Here is a 17,149-nt window from a genome sequence, read left to right on the forward strand (position 1 = left end):
AGGTGGAATGTAGCGAGTATGATGTTTTCATAGAAAAGGAGGTGTGCGCCTTCTTTTTTTCAGAAGGCCTGGCATTGGAAGTTTTGAAGCTGATCGCTGTAGCCGTTTTAATTGCTTTGACGGGATTTTTCGTGGCGGTTGAATTTGCCATCGTTAAGGTCAGACGAACAAAGATCGACCAATTGGTCATCCAGAAAAAAAGGGGCGCGCTTGCTGCCAAAGAAGTCACCTCACACCTTGATGAATATTTGTCAGCCTGTCAGCTCGGCATCACAGTGACGGCGCTCGGTCTCGGCTGGCTTGGTGAGCCGACGATGCAAAGCTTATTGCATCCCCTTTTGACTGCACTCGGTTTGAATGAGCCGGCGACGCATATTCTTTCATTTCTTTTCGCTTTTTTATCCGTCACTTACTTGAACGTCGTCATTGGAGAACTGGCGCCTAAAACCGTTGCCATTCAAAAAGCCGAGATCGTGACACTTCTGTTTTCTAAACCAATGACTTGGTTTTATCGAATCATGTTTCCGTTTATATGGCTGCTCAATCATTCGGCCCGCATGATCACCGGCATTATCGGAGTGAAGCCGGCCGGAGAACATGAGCTGGCCTACACGGAGGAAGAACTGAGAACACTCCTGTCAGAGAGTTATCAAAGCGGAGAGATCAACCAAAATGAATGGAGATATGTGAACAATATTTTCAAATTTGATGAGCGAATGGCTAAGGAAATCATGGTGCCGAGAAATGAAATGAACGTCTTATCCCTGGAAGACGGGATACAAAACGTGAAACGGCTGATCAAACAAACCAAGCATACCCGTTTCCCCATCATGCAAAAGGACAAAGACCACATTGTCGGAATGATCAATATAAAAGAACTGCTTCTGGCGGAGCTTGCAGGCGAGTTCACTATGGAAGCCGAGCAGCTAAAACCTTATATCCATTCCGTCATCTACGCCATTGAAACTGTTCCCGTGTACAAGCTGTTCGTTAAAATGCAGAAAGAACAAATCCACATGGCGGTTCTTTTGGATGAATACGGCGGAACATCAGGCCTGGTGACCATCGAGGATATTGTGGAGGAAATTGTCGGTGATATTCGTGATGAATTTGATACAGAGGAAGTATCCGATATTCGCAAACTCAAAGAAGATTATTACATCATGAGCGCCAAGGTACTGGTCAAGGATGTAAACGATCTGCTTGGGATTCATTTAACTGATGATGAAATCGATACAATCGGCGGCTGGTTTCTCACACAAAACATCGAAAGCAGGCCCGGAACCGAAATCGAAAGTGAAGGGTACCTTTTTAAAGTGAAAGAAATGGACGGCCGTCGGATCGTGTGGATTGAAGTGACAAAAGCGGCATGAATCCGGCGATTCATTTTATTCGCCCCCGCCCTATCTGCTTTTCTCCCTAAAAACCATGTGAGGAAATCTAACATAGTCATCATGTTATCTTTCTTTAGTCACTATAATGAAAGAATAAAAGAATTTGAACTACTACGGAGGAATGATACATGCAGATGGGGGATACAGTATTTATGTTCTTTTGCGCGCTGCTCGTGTGGCTGATGACGCCGGGCATCGCTTTATTTTACGGAGGCCTGGTCAGAAGCAAAAATGTGCTGAGCACTGTCATGCACAGCTTATCATCGATTGCCATCGTCTCACTGATATGGATTCTATTCGGATATTCTCTCGCTTTTGCTCCGGGAAACCCTTTGATCGGCGGCTTGGAATGGATCGGTTTACACGGAGTCGGATTTGATCCGAATCCAGATTACTCGGAAACGATCCCGCATACGCTCTATATGATGTTCCAGTTGACGTTTGCCGTTCTGACGACGGCGATTATTTCCGGAAGCTTCGCTGAACGGATGCGCTTTCCGGCCTTCATCCTTTTTTCCGTGCTGTGGGTCGTGTTCGTCTACTCTCCTGTCGCCCATTGGGTATGGGGCGGCGGCTGGCTTGCCGAGCTCGGAGCGATCGACTTCGCCGGAGGAAACGTCGTTCATATCACATCAGGTGTCGCCGGCCTGATCGTCGCGATCGCGCTTGGCAAACGAAAAAATATCAGCGACACCGCGCCTCATAACCTGCTTTTGACATTGCTGGGCGCTGCGCTGATCTGGTTTGGATGGTTCGGTTTTAACGTCGGAAGCGCATTGACGATTGATGAGGTCGCCATGACGGCTTTTATCAACACCAATACAGCGGCGGCCGCGGGCTTGATCGGCTGGGTTTTGGCGGAATGGCTGATCAATAAAAAACCGACAATGCTCGGAGCCGTTTCGGGAGCGATCGCCGGACTTGTGGCGATTACGCCGGGTGCAGGGTTTGTCACGCCTTTTTCATCCGTCTGCATCGGCTTGATCGGCGGAGCCGTCTGTTTTTGGGGTGTGTTTTTCCTAAAAGAAAAATTCGGTTATGATGACGCACTTGACGCCTTCGGGCTTCATGGCATCGGCGGAACCTGGGGCGGGATTGCGACAGGCCTGTTTGCCACAACTTCAGTCAATCCGGCGGGAGCCGACGGACTTTTCTACGGAAATGTCAGCCTGCTGTGGAAACAACTGATTGCCATTGGTGCAACATATTTGTTTGTCGCAATCGTGACTTACGCTATTATTAAGGTAGTCGGTATCATCTTTACACTCCGTGCCTCAGAGGATGAGGAGACGCTCGGCCTTGATCTGACGATGCACGGCGAAAAAGCGTATCAAGATTAATTTGTCAAGGAGTGATGGTATGAGCGGTCAAATGTACAAAGTGGAAATTGTAACTCGTCCTACAAACTTTGAAAAGCTGAAAACGGAGCTGGCCAAAATCGGAGTCACTTCAATTACGTTTTATAATGTCCACGGCTGCGGTCTGCAAAAAGGACATACAGAGCTATACCGCGGCGTCAAACGCGAAAGCAATGTATATGAAAGGTTAAAAGTCGAAATCGTCGTCAGCAAGGTGCCCGTCGAAAAAGTGGCCGAGACGGCGCAAAACGTCCTGAAAACCGGAGAGCCCGGAGACGGCAAAATCTTCATATACGAAATCAAAAACACCATCAACATCCGTACAGGCGAAGAAGGTCCTGACGCTTTATAAAGCAAAGCTCCCGGGCGAGACATGACCCGGGAGCTTTGCTTGTGTTACAGGATGTCATCAATGATGCCGTATGCCTTCGCTTCATCCGCATCCATAAAATAGTCGCGTTCCATGTCGGCTTTTAACTTTTCAATAGGCTGACCCGTCCGCTCATGGAAAAACAGCTGTATTTTTTCCTTCAGCTTGATGATCCGCCTTGCCGAAATCTCCATGTCGGTCGCCTGCCCTTTAACACCGCCGAGCGGCTGATGGATCATGATTTCGCTGTTTTTAAGGGCATACCTTTTCCCTTTCGTTCCGCCCGCCAAGAGGATCGCTCCCATGGAAGCCGCCATTCCCACACAAATGGTGCGGATGTCCGGCTTCACATATTCCATCGTGTCCAATATTGCATAGCCGGCCGATGTTGAGCCTCCCGGGCTGTTGATGTAAATCGAAATATCCTTTTCATCATCCTCCGCTGACAAAAACAGCAGCTGGGCGGTGACGCGATTGGCCAGGTCATCCGAAAATTCCGAGCCGATCATAATGATGCGATCCTTGAGAAGCCTTGAAAAAATATCGTATGACCTTTCTCCCGCCGCTGTTTTTTCAATAACATAAGGAATGGTGTTCATTGCCTTTACCTCCTAGGCAGCACACCTCAGCATGCTTTGGCAAGACGGCTCTGAAGCCCCGGAAAGCCAAGTCTTTTTCGCATATTCAAGCAGAAAATCGGGGTTGTGGAACAAAACCGCCTGAACGAGCAGCCTGCCGTATTCGTGATCCTCTTCTGCCGCCTCCCTTTGAATTTCATCTTTAGAAAGGCCTTTCAGCCGCTGGCGTGACCTGAATAAAAGCGATTTGACGGACGATTCGGGTTTATTAAGCGCTTCGGCAATTTCGTGCAGCTGAAAGGAAAAGACATCCTTGAGCAAAAAAATGGTTAACTGCTTCGGAGTCAGGACATCTGAAAGCTTTTTCAGCAAATGCGCGAACTCATCGGCCGCTTTGATCGTTTCTGTCGGCTCGGATAACGGATGCTCAGGCGAGAGAAAGCACTCCCGCTTTCTTTTTCTGAGCCTGTCGATCCATTTATGCTTCGCCACCGTTTTTTGATAAGCATGTGAGGCGTCTGTTTGATTGATTTCCATTAATTTCAGGAATGTATCCTGAACCAAATCTTCGGCATCCCATTTGTCGCCGGTGATTTTCATACAGTACTTCATCAGCGCTTTTTGATTTAACTCATTCATGAATGAATTCACACTCCTTAAAGAGGCCTCTTACTTTAATAAACGGATGACTCCGCAGATTTGATACGGGGTTTTAACATATTGTAGCAAAAAAAAACGCCTATCATGATGATAGGCGCTAAAACCGCATATGGTTTACTGCTGGTTTGTATCTTCTTTCTGGGTCTCATCTTGGGTTTCTGAGCCCTCAGAAGAATCTTCACGTTTCGTTTTTCCGTCTTTGTCATCTTTTTGCTCTTTGGCTTTTTCATCCGTTTTTGCTTTTTCTTCAACAGAAGGCTGTGCAGGCTCTTTCACTTCTTCAGAAGCCTGTTTCTCGATTGCTTTTTCAATGCTTGAAACCGGCTTGTCCATGAAGTTCAGCGGGTTTAATGCCACTCCGTCTTTGCGGATTTCAAAATGAACGTGGTTTCCGCCTTCTTCATTGTAAAGGTTTTTGCCTGCTTTTCCGATGACTTGATTTTGCTCAATTTTGTCGCCTTGTTTGACGCTCACTTCAGAAAGAGACTGATACACCGTTGATAAACCATCTTCATGTTCCACCTCAACAACGTAGCCCAGTACAGGGTCTTTTGCAGCTTTGATAACCGTACCGCTGAGAGATGCGGAAACATCGAATGTTTTTCCGTCTTTCTCAGCCAAGTCGATACCTTTGCTCATGCTGTACGTGTTATTATAGTTTACAAGTGCTGCTTCTTTCTCTTCTTTAGTTGCGTCTGTTTCAAAAAACTTTTTAACGACAGAAACATTCTCAGAATCAACAACCGGCATCGCGACATTTTCTACTGGTTTTCCTACTTCTACCGCGTCATCACGGTTATCATATGCTGATTTGTTGCCATCATCTGTGAGCTGGTCTTTCACATCGTTATTGGATGCAGATTGATACCAGAGAACGGCAGTTAATACAACGACTGCACTGCTCAGATAAATGGCTGGAAATACCCAGCGTTTACGAAAAAACTGTTGTAGCTTTGTGATTTTGGAAGTACGATTCTTTTCTTCCTCTTTCATAACTCATCACCTCAGCAACATTCTGAACACTTTTCAGAAAATATATACATTTACAAAAAACTTTTTTTCTGATTCGTATTTTCAGAAAGCCTCATGATGATGCAAAAACGAAGGCTGAGGTGAACATGAAATTGGGGCGTGATATAGACAACGAGCCGATTTCATGTTCATGATCAATTCAAACGAAGAAAGGACAGAGCGCATGAAATTACGCATCGCCAAGCAATCAGACCTTGCCGAAATCGTCGATATCTACAACTCCACAATCGCTTCTCGAATGGTCACGGCAGATATCGAACCGGTGTCACCGGAAGAAAAAATGAATTGGTTTTTAAACCACACCGAAGCACGTCCCCTTTACATCGTCGAAAACGAAGCGGGGGAAACGATCGGCTGGATCAGCTTTGAATCGTTTTACGGTCGGCCCGCTTATGCCAAAACCGCCGAAGTCAGCATTTACCTCCATGAAGCCCACCGCGGAAAAGGGATGGGTTCTAAAATATTGCAAATCGCGCTTGAAGCGGCGTCTAAGCTGGGAATTCGTTCTTTAATGGCTTTTATTTTTGCCCACAATACTCCGAGCATCAGGCTTTTCGAAAAGCACGGGTTTGCCGAATGGGGGCATTTCCCCGGGATCGCTGAAATGGACGGGAACCGGTACGACTTGAAAATACTCGGAAAAGAACTAAATGAAAGCTGACGGGACACAAAAAAAGAGCTGAGATACAGCTCTTTCCTTCATTATTCAGCTAATCTCTGTCTTCTGTTTTCCTCTTCATTTAAAAACTCCAAAAAGCTTCTCATCACAGTAAACGGCTCTTCTTTGACCGCCCGGACATAGCGGTTTTTCCGATCGTCAGGAAGCACTTCGCTTTTTTGCATCCGGTCCAAAATATAGGTCATCACCGTCTCCTGGACATTTCTTTTTTGGTGGGACGACTCTTTGAGCAAAGCCATTCCAAAAGCGGCGCCGATGGCGGCGATGCCGATTTTAATATACGATTCCGTTCCGAAAGATACCTGGCCCCAGAATGTTGAGAGATAAATAAGCGAAGCCAAAAGCAGCGGAATGGCCACAAACAGAAAAACGAGCCTCTTCTTTAAGATCGGGGCAGCGACCCGCTTGAGATTATCCAATTCTTCCTTCATAAAGGCCGGCATTTGATTAAATGTTTCAATATCCATAAAAATCCCTCCTGCATTCGTTAAGAGACCTTATTCCGGTAATAAATCCGATTTCTATATTTATATCGTAACTTAGTTCCAACATGTTTTACAGTTTTTTGCCTTATCTTCCTTTTCGGAAAGAAACTTTTCTGTTTTTGATCCGTATATCATGAGATAGTTGCTTGAAAAGGGAGTAACTGATATAAATGGAATGTATAAAAACAAATCCGTCTTGCGAGGTTCAACATGGATATTATTAAAAATATTAGCATCACATCGATATTTCTCGGTTTTATATTAGTAATAAATACACTTTTGGCAATCGTTGTGATTTTTAGAGAACGCCGCGATGCAAGCGCCTCCTGGGCCTGGCTTCTCGTTCTCTTCTTCATTCCCGTCCTCGGATTCGGCCTTTATTTGCTATTCGGCCATAATTTAAGCCGGAAGCATCTCTTTCAATGGGAAGACCGGAAAAGAATCGGGATGGAAAAAATATTGGAGCAGCAGCTCGCTAAGCTGAAAAGCCGCGAATTTGCATTTCGCAATAAAGCGACGGCAGACAGCAAAGACTTAATTTATATGCACATTGTCAATAATCACGCCGTTTTCACAGAAGACAATGCCGTTGAATTGCTGACCGACGGGCGCCAGAAATTTGACCGCCTCCTCCGCGATATTGAAAACGCCAAAGACCATATTCATCTGCAATATTATATTTATAAAGGCGATGATATCGGAAAAAAGCTGCGCGATGCGCTCGTCAAAAAAGCAAAAGAAGGTGTGGAAGTCCGCGTTCTGTACGACGAATTGGGGTCGAGAAGCTTGCGAAAGAGCTTTTTTAAAGAGCTGATCAAAGCTGGAGGCTATGTCGAAGTGTTTTTCCCGTCGCGGTTTAAATTTATCAACCTGCGCATGAATTACCGCAACCACCGCAAGCTGGTCATTATCGACGGTGTCATCGGATATGTCGGGGGATTTAATGTCGGGGACGAATACCTCGGCCTGAACCCCAAGTTTGGCTATTGGCGGGATACGCATCTCAGAATCAAAGGAACCGCCGTCCACTCCATTCAAACGCGGTTCATCCTTGACTGGAATCAGGCCTCACATCACCATGACATTACTTATATGCCAAACCACTTCCCTGAAATCGACTCTTGCGGAAACATCGGCATGCAGATTGTCACAAGCGGACCGGATTCGGAATGGGAACAGATCAAAAACGGCTACATTAAAATGATCTCGACGGCCAAACGGTCCATTCTGATTCAAACGCCTTACTTCATCCCTGATGCAAGCCTGCTCGACGCGCTCAGGATCGCTTGTTTGTCGGGAGTTGACGTCAGAATCATGATCCCGAACAAGCCCGACCATCCTTTTGTGTACTGGGCGACTTTTTCTTATATCGGCGAGCTTCTGAAAGCAGGTGCAACAGTATTCATTTACGATAACGGCTTTATTCATGCGAAAACGATTATCGTGGATGAAGAGATTTCATCAGTCGGAACGGCCAATATTGACATGCGCAGCTTCAAGCTGAACTTTGAAGTCAACGCCTTTTTATATGACGAGGAAATTGCCAAAAGCCTTGTTCTATCATTCGAAAAAGACCTGCGAGTATCGAAGGAGCTGACGATTGAAGAATATCAAAACCGAAGCAGAAACGTCCGTTTCAAAGAGGCCATTTCCATTTTGCTGTCACCGATTTTATAGAATGGCAAAAGCAAATCCCCCTGGGTGTATCCAGGGGGATTTTTTCCGGGTCTGTTATTCTCCTGCCGCCGGGGCATCATGGGCTGCCGGCGAAGAGCGTTTGCCGGTGCTGGGGGCGATGTCGGCATCACGGATGCTAAGCGCGAAGCAAAAAGCGGCTGCTAGGAACCCCGCCGCACCGAGCAAAGCCGCCCGGTAAGCCGCAAAATCCGGCGCAAAATCCCCCGAATGCCGGCTCATGAGGGCAAGCAGGCAGCTCAAGGCCGCAACCCCCAAAGCCGAACCGAGCCGATTTTGCACATGAAACAATGTCGTCGCCCGCCCCATTGAAGCTGATGAAATGTTGGCGAAAGAAGTGATCTGCACCGCACCGACCGCTTGACCCAAGAAAAATCCAGCCAAAAACAGCAGCATCCTCAAAAACCATGGATTTGATCCCGGGCCGGTCAAGCTGATCAGCGCAAACATCACGGCGGCGCATACCAATGCGGCAGAAATCAGCCGGCGCGGACCGAATTTTGCAAGCGTCCGGGGCATCACCTGGGAAGCAAGCATCAGCCCCAGCGCTTCAGGAAATGTGATCAGCGCCGTATCCAAGGCCGAATAATGGAGCACTTCCTGATACATCAGCGGAAACACATAAAGCATACCGAGCAGTCCCGCGGCGGACAACAGCGAGATCATGCTCATCGTTCCAAACACCCGCTCAGACAGCAATCGCAGATTGAGAAGCGGCTGCTGAACCTGAAGTTCGACAAATACGAGCGCTGTCAAAAGAATCAGTCCTCCGATCGCGGCAGCAAGTACAGCAGGTGAAGCGAATCCCCGCACAGGGGCCTGGCTAAGAGCAAAAATCGCCAGCGCCATTCCCGGCGCTGAGAGAAGAAATCCCGGCAGATCGAACCGTTCCGCCTTTGATTCAATATGCTCGTCAAGGAACAGCATCCCGAAGAGCAAAATGATGATCCCGATCGGAATATTGATATAAAAAATCCAGCGCCATGACAGCTGATCAGTCAAAAATCCGCTGATGATCGGCCCGAGTGCCGGAGCAACGGCGACCGGAAGAACAAGAAGGCGGGAAACTTTAGGCCGCTCATGCGGCGGAAACGTTCTGAACAGGATCGCCATTCCCACCGGCGTCATCAGTCCTCCACCTGCCCCCTGGATGACGCGAAACAAATTTAAAGCCGCAAGATGATCGGCAAGCCCGCATAATGCAGATGACGCCGTAAACAGACCAAGCGCGATCAGAAATATCCGTTTTGTCCCCCAGCGGTCGCCGAGCCAGCCGGCAACCGGAAGGCAAACGGCGAGGCTGATTAAATAGCCGATATTGACGATGGCGGCTGCCGACGGAGGTGTCTGGAATTCATTGATGATGGCCGGAAGCGCCACATTGACGACGCTCGCATCCATTGCGGCCATAAACATCGCCGTCACATATACGACACTGACAACCGTCCTTTGATTGAACGGTCTCATGTTCACTCCTCACCGCCGTGAACTCCGAGAGCAGGCTTCAGACTGTTCGGGCGCAAATCGGCCCAATTCGAACTGATGTATTCCTGACAAGCGCTTCGGCTGTCTTCTCCAAAGACCGTCGTCCAGCCGGCCGGCACATCAAGAAAGGCCGGCCAGAGCGAGTACTGGCCTTCATGATTCCTTAAGACGACATATGCGCCGTTTTCATTCTCAAAAGGATTCGTCATCTTTTTCTCTCCCTTCTTATCCTCGAACTTTATTTCATCATCGCAGCCAATTTTTCCGCAAGGACTCGGCCAATTTCGGCAAGAGGACCCGGCTGGCACAAATCTTTATGCCGGCAGTCAATATCATGCTGTTCAATTTCACCTTGAAGATATGGACGCCATGATTCCGGTTCAATCGGATCAAACCATTCCGGAATAACGGTTGATCTGAAGAATAAAAGATCCCCTTGATAGGTTTGCGGCTTATATTCGCTTAAAATGCGAACCGAATTCACATAAGTTTCTTTCAGGTTCAAAATCGCCGATTCATCAAGACTGGCAAGCGCACTGCCGTCGCGGCGCAGGATGTCGATCGCGCTGGAAAGCTCAAGCGGCTCCCCGTCAAGACTGTCCGGATCGTATCCGCCCAATGCTAAGAGAGCAACAAGCGCTTCCTGCTCATCTGGGGCATCTTTAATCGGCAGAAAATGATTCGGATAAGCATCAAGCATGACTAGAAGAGAAACGGTTTCTCCTTGCTTTTGAAGCTGTGTGGCGATGGCGTGCACAACATTGCCTCCGAGAGACCAGCCGAGAAGGCGGTAAGGGCCGGCAGGCTGAATCGTACGAATATGACGAATATAATCTGCAGCCATTTCATCCAATGTCTGCGGCAATGTTTCCTCTCTTGCAATACCTCGGGCCTGAAGGCCGTAAATCGGATATTCTTTGTTTAGAGACGTCATCAAACCGGCGTAGCACCAGCTCAATCCTCCGGCAGGGTGCACACAGAACAGAGGCGGCTCGCTGCCGCCCGCTCTCAGCGGAAGCAGAACATCTAACGCATTGTGGCTGCCGCCGGCTTCAATCCGTTCGGCAAGACCGCTGACAGTAGGAGCTGCCAACAAATCACCGATGCCCAGTTCGACGCCGAGCGCGTCGCGAATGCGGCTCATCAGCTGAACGGCGAGCAGGGAATGTCCGCCAAGCTCAAAGAAACCGTCATCGATGCCGACCCGTGGCAAATTCAAAATGTCCGCAAAAAGATCGCACAGTATCTCTTCCTGTGGTGTGCGCGGTCCTCTTCCTTTGACCGCCGCTGTAAAGTCAGGTTCTGGCAAGGCTTTGCGGTCGAGCTTGCCATTTGGGGTAAGTGGCAGGTCAGCAATATCAACAAAGGCTGAAGGCACCATGTAGTCAGGCAGTGTTCCGGCGGTATACCGGCGCAGTTCTGCCGGATCTGCCCCTGCATCTGACGCAGGAACAATATAGGCGATCAGACGCTTGTCTCCCGGCTGATCTTCCCGAACCACGACAGCCGCTTGATCCACATCATCATGCTGAACAAGCACAGCTTCAATTTCACCCAGTTCAATCCGGAAACCGCGAATTTTAATCTGCTGATCCGCGCGCCCCATATAATCTAGAGAACCATCCGGACGCCAGCGGGCCAGATCACCCGTCCGATACATCCGCGTCCCCGGAGGCCCATACGGATCGGCGACAAACCGTTCAGCCGTCAAGTCCGGTCTTCCCAAATAACCGCGCGCGAGCCCGCTTCCCGATACGTAAAGCTCCCCGGCTACACCGGGCGGAACAGGCTCAAGGCATGAATCAAGCACATATACGCCAAGATCGGGTATCCCGCAGCCGATCAGACTGTTGGCTTTTAGAGAAGCAAGCTTCCGATCAAGGGAAATGTAGCTGACATGTACCGTGGTCTCCGTGATTCCGTACATATTGATCAGTGAAGGGAAATGTTCCGGATGACGCTCATACCAGTCTTCCAGCCGGCTCAGCTCGAGTGCTTCTCCCCCGAAGATGACAAAACGCAAAGTCAATAGCTTGCCAATCTCAGGATTGTCGCGATCTGCCTGCATCAATTGATAAAATGCCGACGGCGTCTGGTTGAGCACTGTTACACCTTCATTGACAAGCAGGCGCAAAAACTCACGCGGCGAGCGGCTGATGGCGTGAGGAACGACAACAAGCCTCCCCCCTTGCAGCAGCGGGCCCCACATTTCCCAAACCGAAAAATCAAACGCATAGGAATGGAACATCGTCCAAACATCGTCTGCACCAAAATGGAACCATTGCTCTGTCGCTCCGAACAGCCGGACAACATTCTGATGCGGAATGACGACTCCTTTTGGCGTACCGGTTGAACCGGATGTATAAATGACATATGCCGGGTGGAGCGGCTGTAAAGGCTCAAGACGATCCGCGTCACTTGGATTCGTGTCAGGACAGTTTTTCAATTGCTCCATCGTGTGGCGATCATCGAGTGTGATTTGTAAAACAGCTCCTGCATCAAGATGAGAAGCAGTCTCTAAATTTGTAATGATACAAGCAGGTTCGGAACTTTTTAGCATAAAAGCGATTCGTTCAGCCGGATAATCCGGATCAAGGGGAACGTATGCCGCACCTGCTTTAAGCACAGCCAGCAGACCGATGACCATTTCAAGCGACCGCGGAAGCGCCAACGCTGCAAATTGTTCAGGGCCGATCCCTTTGGCAATCAGCAAGTGAGCCAGCCGGTTCGCCCGCTTGTTGAGTTCATCATAGGTGAGCACCCGATCCTCATAGGTGACGGCAATCGCTTCAGGATGAAGAGCGGCTTGCTTCTCAAACAGTGTCGGTAAACAGGCCTCATGCATCTGAAGCGGGGCTTTATTCCATGCGGCCAGCATCGTTCTCCGTTCTTCCGGCAGGAGGATTTCCAGGCGGCCAACCGGCTGATCGGGGTCAGCCGCGGCGGATCCGAGCAGTCTGACAAGCCTTGCAGCCAGCGCTTCAGCCGTATCGCGCTTAAACAGATCTGTACTGTATTCAAGGAATCCGGCAATCCCTGCCGGTGTTCCGTCTGAATGACGATGTTCGCGAAGCTCGATCGTCAAATCAAACTTGGCGGCGCCGACACTTCTGACTTCAAGCTGAGATTCGAGGTCTGAAAAGTCAAGCGTCGGTTCAGACGTGTTTTGAAACGCCAGCATGATTTGAAAGAGCGGATGTCTCGCACGTGACCGGGCTGGATTGAGAACTTCAACAAGGCGTTCAAAAGGAAGATCTTGATTTTCATATGCATCAAGATTTACTTTTCGAACCCTGGAAAGGAGCTCGCGAAAGCTTGGATCACCAGATGTGTCAGTCCGGAGCACAAGCGTATTGATGAATAATCCGATCAGCTCGCCGAGCGAGTCATCGCTTCTTCCCGCGATCGGGCTGCCGATCGGAATATCGCTTCCAGCCCCCATTCTTGACAGCAGTGTGGCAAGCCCCGCCTGCAAAATCATAAACAGACTGACTCCGCTTGTGCGGGCCAAGCCGAGCAGCCGGCTGTGCAGCTCCTCATCAATGCTGAGCTGAATCGTGTCTCCGCGATAGCTTGATTCAGCCGGCCGCGGAAAATCAGCTGGAATCTCAAGCTGGTCCGGCACATTCTGTAGCGTATTTGTCCAAAATTTCAGTTGCTTTGCAATCAGACTTTCCGAATTGTCCTCGCTTCCAAGGAGACGTTTTTGCCAGAAACAATAGTCGGCATATTGTACGGCAAGCGGCTGCCACTCCGGAGCTGTCCCTTTGCAGCGGGCGTTGTAAGCCTCCGCCAAATCACGGGTCAGCGGTGTTAAAGACCAGCCGTCACCAATCATATGGTGCAGAAGCAGCAGCAGAACATATTTGTTCTCTCCAAGCACGAAAAGCCGAGTACGGAACGATGGCTCTTGTGCAAGGTTAAAGCTGTATCTGACAGCTTCATTGATCGCTTCCTCCAGCTCATTTTCGTTAATGGAAGAAACATGCAGTTCAGGACGGGCTTTAGCAGGTTCTAAAATATGCTGGTACGATGTTCCTTGCCTCTCCGGAAAAATCGTTCTCAGCGGTTCATGTCGTTCTGCAATATCGCATAAAGCCCTCTCAAGCGCTTCCTGATTCAGCTTGCCCGACAAGTTGACGACGACCGGAATATTGTATGTTGGACTCGGCCCTTCCAAACAGTGTAAAAACCATAGCCGGCTCTGGGCAAAGGAAAGCGGAATTTCTTGGCGCCGCTCAACCTTCCTGAGAGCCGGACGGGCGCCCGCCGCCTGATCAAGCTGTCTGGCAAGTCCTGCAGGAGTCGGCTTATCAAATAAACGGCCGATGCCAAGCTCGGCACCCAGAACATCGCGAATACGGCTCATGAGTCTGCCGGCGAGAAGCGAATGTCCGCCAAGATCAAAAAAGCTGTCATCTATGCTGACGTGGGACAATCCGAGTACCTCAGCAAACAAATCGCATAAAATCTCTTCCTGCGGCGTTCGCGGCTCACGTCCTGCACCCTGGGCGCTCACCTCGGGAGCGGGCAGCGCCTTGCGATCCAGCTTTCCATTCGGTGTCAACGGAAGCTCGTCTAAAATGACGAATGCGGACGGCACCATATAATCAGGAAGAGCATCACTGACATGGCGGCGAAGTTCAGCCGGATGAGGGTCCGCTCCAGGTACGGGAACGATATATGCGGTCAGGCGCGGGTCGCCCGGCCGGTCTTCACGCACGATAACAGCAGCTTGGTGAACATCACAATGGCTGGCGATCACGGCATCGATTTCCCCCGTTTCGATACGGAATCCGCGGATCTTAACTTGATGGTCTACCCTTCCGATATAGTCCAAAGAACCGTCAGAGCGCTGCCGCACGAGATCGCCTGTCCGATACATGCGGGATCCCGGCGGGCCGAAAGGATTGGCAATGAAACGCTCAGCCGTAAGATCAGGTCGGCCCAAATAACCGCGCGCCACCCCTGTACCGGCCACATAAAGCTCACCTTCCACTCCCGCTGGAACAGGCTGGAGGGCAGCATCCAGTACATATACTTGTGTGTTCCAAATCGGGCGGCCGATTGAAGGTGCTTCCTTCCGCCCATTTTCCAATGCGGCAGAGGTTGACCAAATCGTCGTCTCAGTCGGACCATAAAGGTTTGTAACCTGACAGTCCAGCTCTTGCAATTGCTGAGCAAGGGTGCTTGAAAGAGCCTCTCCTCCAACAAGCACCTTGAGTCCGCGGAGCTTTTCCGGGACGCTTGACACTAATGCATGCCACAGTGTCGGTGTTGCCTGCATGATCGTAATGTTTTGCTTATCAAGCACGTTCCCCAAAGCGCTCGGATCTTGTACAGTTTCCTTCTTCGCGATAACGAAACAGGCTCCGCTGATAAGGGGCAAATAAATTTCCAGCGCCGATATGTCAAAAGCAATCGTAGTAACCGCCAAAAGCCGGTCATACCGCTGCAGTGCAAACGTCTCCCGCATCGATAGAAGAAAATTGCATAAGTTTTCAACCGATACGATAACACCCTTAGGCCTTCCGGTAGAACCCGACGTATAGATCATATATGCGGGATGCTGAGGCGATGTGCCGTGTCGATCATAAACAGCCGGATTGGCGGCGGAATAGCGGCTGAGTTCATCGATGACGTCAATGTCGTCAATCATCATGCTCTCGGCCTTTATATGCTCTGGTATGTTTGCTGCGGTCTCTTTGCTCGTCAAGACAAGCATCGGTTGAGCATCGCTGAGCATATAAGCGATCCGCTCAGACGGATATTCCGGGTCGATCGGCAAATATGCCGCTCCAGCCTTAAGAACGGCAAGCATGGAGATCACCATTTCCGTTGAACGCGGCAGCGCCAGTGCAACAAACCGCTCCGGTCCGGCTCCTCTTTCGATCAACAGATGGGCCAGCCGGTTCGCCCGTTCATTCAATTCGGAATAGCTGAGTACATCATCCTGGAAGACCACCGCAGGCGAGTTCGGATTTTCTTTCGCCTGCATCTCAAATAATTCAGGAAGAGTGTCATCCGGAAGTGCGTGATCTGTTTCATTCCATTTGCTAAGCGCCTGATGGCGCTCTTCAGGCAGCAGAAACTCTATTTTGCCAACAGGCATGTCCTGTCTTGCGTCGGCGAATGTTTTCAGAATAGACAGAAAACGATTCAGATGCTGCTTCAGATCATCATCATGATATACGGCGGGATTTGCATCCATATTTACCTTCATGCCGCTTCCGCCAGGCCTTCCGTAAATGTTGATCGAAATGTCGTCGACAGGCCCTGTCGCAAGATTGTGAACAACTCCGGGATGTCCGGCAAAGCTCAAACCGCCGGTAAATGGCAGCAAATTAATCTGCGGACCGAACAGACGCTGGTTTTCCCCAAGCAGTTTAAGATCGCGCCGCAGCTCTTCATGACGATAATGCTGATGACGGCGCAACTTTACGATTTCCTCAGAAATCTGCTTCATCAGGCGGGCCATTCCCATTTCCGGCTGCACAGATATACGAAGCGGCAAAAGATTCATGACCATGCCGGGAATATTCAACGAAGCCGATCCTAATCGGCACATCATCGGCAGTCCGAGCACGACATCACGCGCCCCTGTGAGACGATGGAGATAAATGGCGGCCGCGGCAATGACTGCTTCATGCCAGCTTGTTCCCAGCGAGCTGGCTGCAGACAAGAGCCGATCTGCGCTTTCTGCAGGCAGATGAACAGATTTCCGCAGAAAACTGGAAGATGTTCTCGGCGCCCGGCCGGCAAGGCTGGGTACGTCCGGTTCATCACGGAAGCGATCCAGCCAAAATCGGCGGTCCTTTTGATATTGATCTGACGAACGATACACCGACTCTTCCTTAAGAATCGAGTCAAAGGAGCCGAAGGGCCGATCATGATCAAGCGGTCGCCCTTGAACCAATGCGGTATACAATTTTGACAGCCGCTCGGCTATAAGGGCAAAACTGAATCCATCGGTTGCGATGTGATGTGCCCGGTGATACCAGAAAAAAAGATCCGGCGCCGCTTTAAAAAGCGCTTCTGTAAAAAGCGGGCCGCTGCTCAGATCGACCGGCCGGGCAAGGTCGCTGTTCATCCATTCTTGAGCGGCCTGCCGCGGATCCGGCTTTGAACTGACATCAATGAAGTGGATGTGAAAATCTGAAGGCGGAGCGATCACCTGCCAAGGCCCTTCCTCATCTTCTCCAAATCGAAGGTGCAATGTATCAGCTTCTCCGATCACTTGCCGAAGGGCTTTCTCAAAGAGCTGCTGGTCAATCGGACCGCTGATTTCTACATATTCAGCGGTATTATAGATCGGATTTTGCGGATCAAGCTGCTGTGCATACCAAATGCCGGCCTGTGCTCCGGTTAGCGGCCTGCGGTTTTCTTGATATTCAGACATGATGTCGACCTCCT

Annotated in this window: 12 protein-coding genes; 5 read left to right on the forward strand and 7 right to left on the reverse strand. The window is 49.7% G+C overall.

The annotated features are described in order from the left end of the window. The first annotated feature begins 74 nt into the window (after positions 1-74). The 3 genes from P3X63_RS20250 to P3X63_RS20260 all read left to right on the forward strand — a co-directional run bounded on the left by P3X63_RS20250 (position 75) and on the right by P3X63_RS20260 (position 3,104). The gene (locus tag P3X63_RS20250) at positions 75-1,373 is read left to right on the forward strand and encodes a hemolysin family protein (protein WP_277691774.1); all 1,299 of its coding nucleotides are present in this window, start codon (positions 75-77) and stop codon (positions 1,371-1,373) included. A gap of 149 nt (positions 1,374-1,522) precedes the next feature. Beyond that, positions 1,523-2,734, forward strand: a complete 1,212-nt coding sequence (locus tag P3X63_RS20255) for an ammonium transporter (RefSeq protein WP_026589046.1) — start codon at positions 1,523-1,525, stop codon at positions 2,732-2,734. A gap of 19 nt (positions 2,735-2,753) precedes the next feature. Then, on the forward strand, positions 2,754-3,104 hold the full coding sequence (locus P3X63_RS20260) for a P-II family nitrogen regulator (protein ID WP_003185936.1): 351 nt from the start codon (positions 2,754-2,756) through the stop codon (positions 3,102-3,104). A 44-nt stretch (positions 3,105-3,148) separates the two neighbouring features. Here P3X63_RS20260 and P3X63_RS20265 read toward each other — a convergent pair whose 3' ends face one another. The 3 genes from P3X63_RS20265 to spoIIQ form a co-directional block, all read right to left on the reverse strand. Beyond that, on the reverse strand, positions 3,149-3,721 hold the full coding sequence (locus P3X63_RS20265) for an ATP-dependent Clp protease proteolytic subunit (RefSeq protein WP_026589047.1): 573 nt from the start codon (positions 3,719-3,721) through the stop codon (positions 3,149-3,151). 12 nt (positions 3,722-3,733) lie between these two features. Beyond that, positions 3,734-4,339 (reverse strand): RNA polymerase sigma factor, encoded by a 606-nt coding sequence (locus P3X63_RS20270; protein ID WP_026589048.1) that lies wholly within the window; start codon positions 4,337-4,339, stop codon positions 3,734-3,736. A 135-nt stretch (positions 4,340-4,474) separates the two neighbouring features. Next, a complete protein-coding gene (spoIIQ, locus tag P3X63_RS20275) occupies positions 4,475-5,353 on the reverse strand; it encodes a stage II sporulation protein SpoIIQ (RefSeq protein WP_026589049.1) in 879 nt (292 codons plus the stop codon). A gap of 202 nt (positions 5,354-5,555) precedes the next feature. Between spoIIQ and P3X63_RS20280 the strand changes: the two genes are divergently transcribed. Further along, positions 5,556-6,053, forward strand: coding sequence for a GNAT family N-acetyltransferase (locus tag P3X63_RS20280; protein ID WP_077736150.1), 498 nt, complete (start codon positions 5,556-5,558; stop codon positions 6,051-6,053). A gap of 41 nt (positions 6,054-6,094) precedes the next feature. Here the strand turns inward: P3X63_RS20280 and P3X63_RS20285 are convergent, their stop codons facing one another. Further along, entirely contained in the window at positions 6,095-6,538 is a 444-nt protein-coding gene (locus P3X63_RS20285; protein ID WP_277691780.1) for a YwnF family protein, read from the reverse strand. Between the two features lie 246 nt (positions 6,539-6,784). Between P3X63_RS20285 and cls the strand changes: the two genes are divergently transcribed. Further along, positions 6,785-8,233: a cardiolipin synthase gene (cls, locus tag P3X63_RS20290; protein WP_026589052.1), complete on the forward strand. Its 1,449-nt coding sequence runs from the start codon at positions 6,785-6,787 to the stop codon at positions 8,231-8,233. 54 nt (positions 8,234-8,287) lie between these two features. On the opposite strand, the gene P3X63_RS20295 is transcribed toward cls, so the two are convergent. The 3 genes from P3X63_RS20295 to P3X63_RS20305 are packed head-to-tail and all read right to left on the reverse strand — an operon-like array spanning position 8,288 to position 17,135. Continuing rightward, on the reverse strand, positions 8,288-9,718 hold the full coding sequence (locus P3X63_RS20295; RefSeq protein ID WP_481748564.1) for a DHA2 family efflux MFS transporter permease subunit: 1,431 nt from the start codon (positions 9,716-9,718) through the stop codon (positions 8,288-8,290). A 2-nt stretch (positions 9,719-9,720) separates the two neighbouring features. Beyond that, on the reverse strand, positions 9,721-9,945 hold the full coding sequence (locus P3X63_RS20300) for an MbtH family protein (protein WP_026589054.1): 225 nt from the start codon (positions 9,943-9,945) through the stop codon (positions 9,721-9,723). 29 nt (positions 9,946-9,974) lie between these two features. Next, complete coding sequence (locus P3X63_RS20305) at positions 9,975-17,135, reverse strand: amino acid adenylation domain-containing protein (RefSeq protein ID WP_277691784.1); 7,161 nt, start codon at positions 17,133-17,135, stop codon at positions 9,975-9,977. Between the last annotated feature and the right edge of the window lie 14 nt (positions 17,136-17,149).

Source organism: Bacillus sp. HSf4 (genome assembly GCF_029537375.1).
Classification (GTDB): Bacteria; Bacillota; Bacilli; order Bacillales; family Bacillaceae; genus Bacillus; species Bacillus sonorensis_A.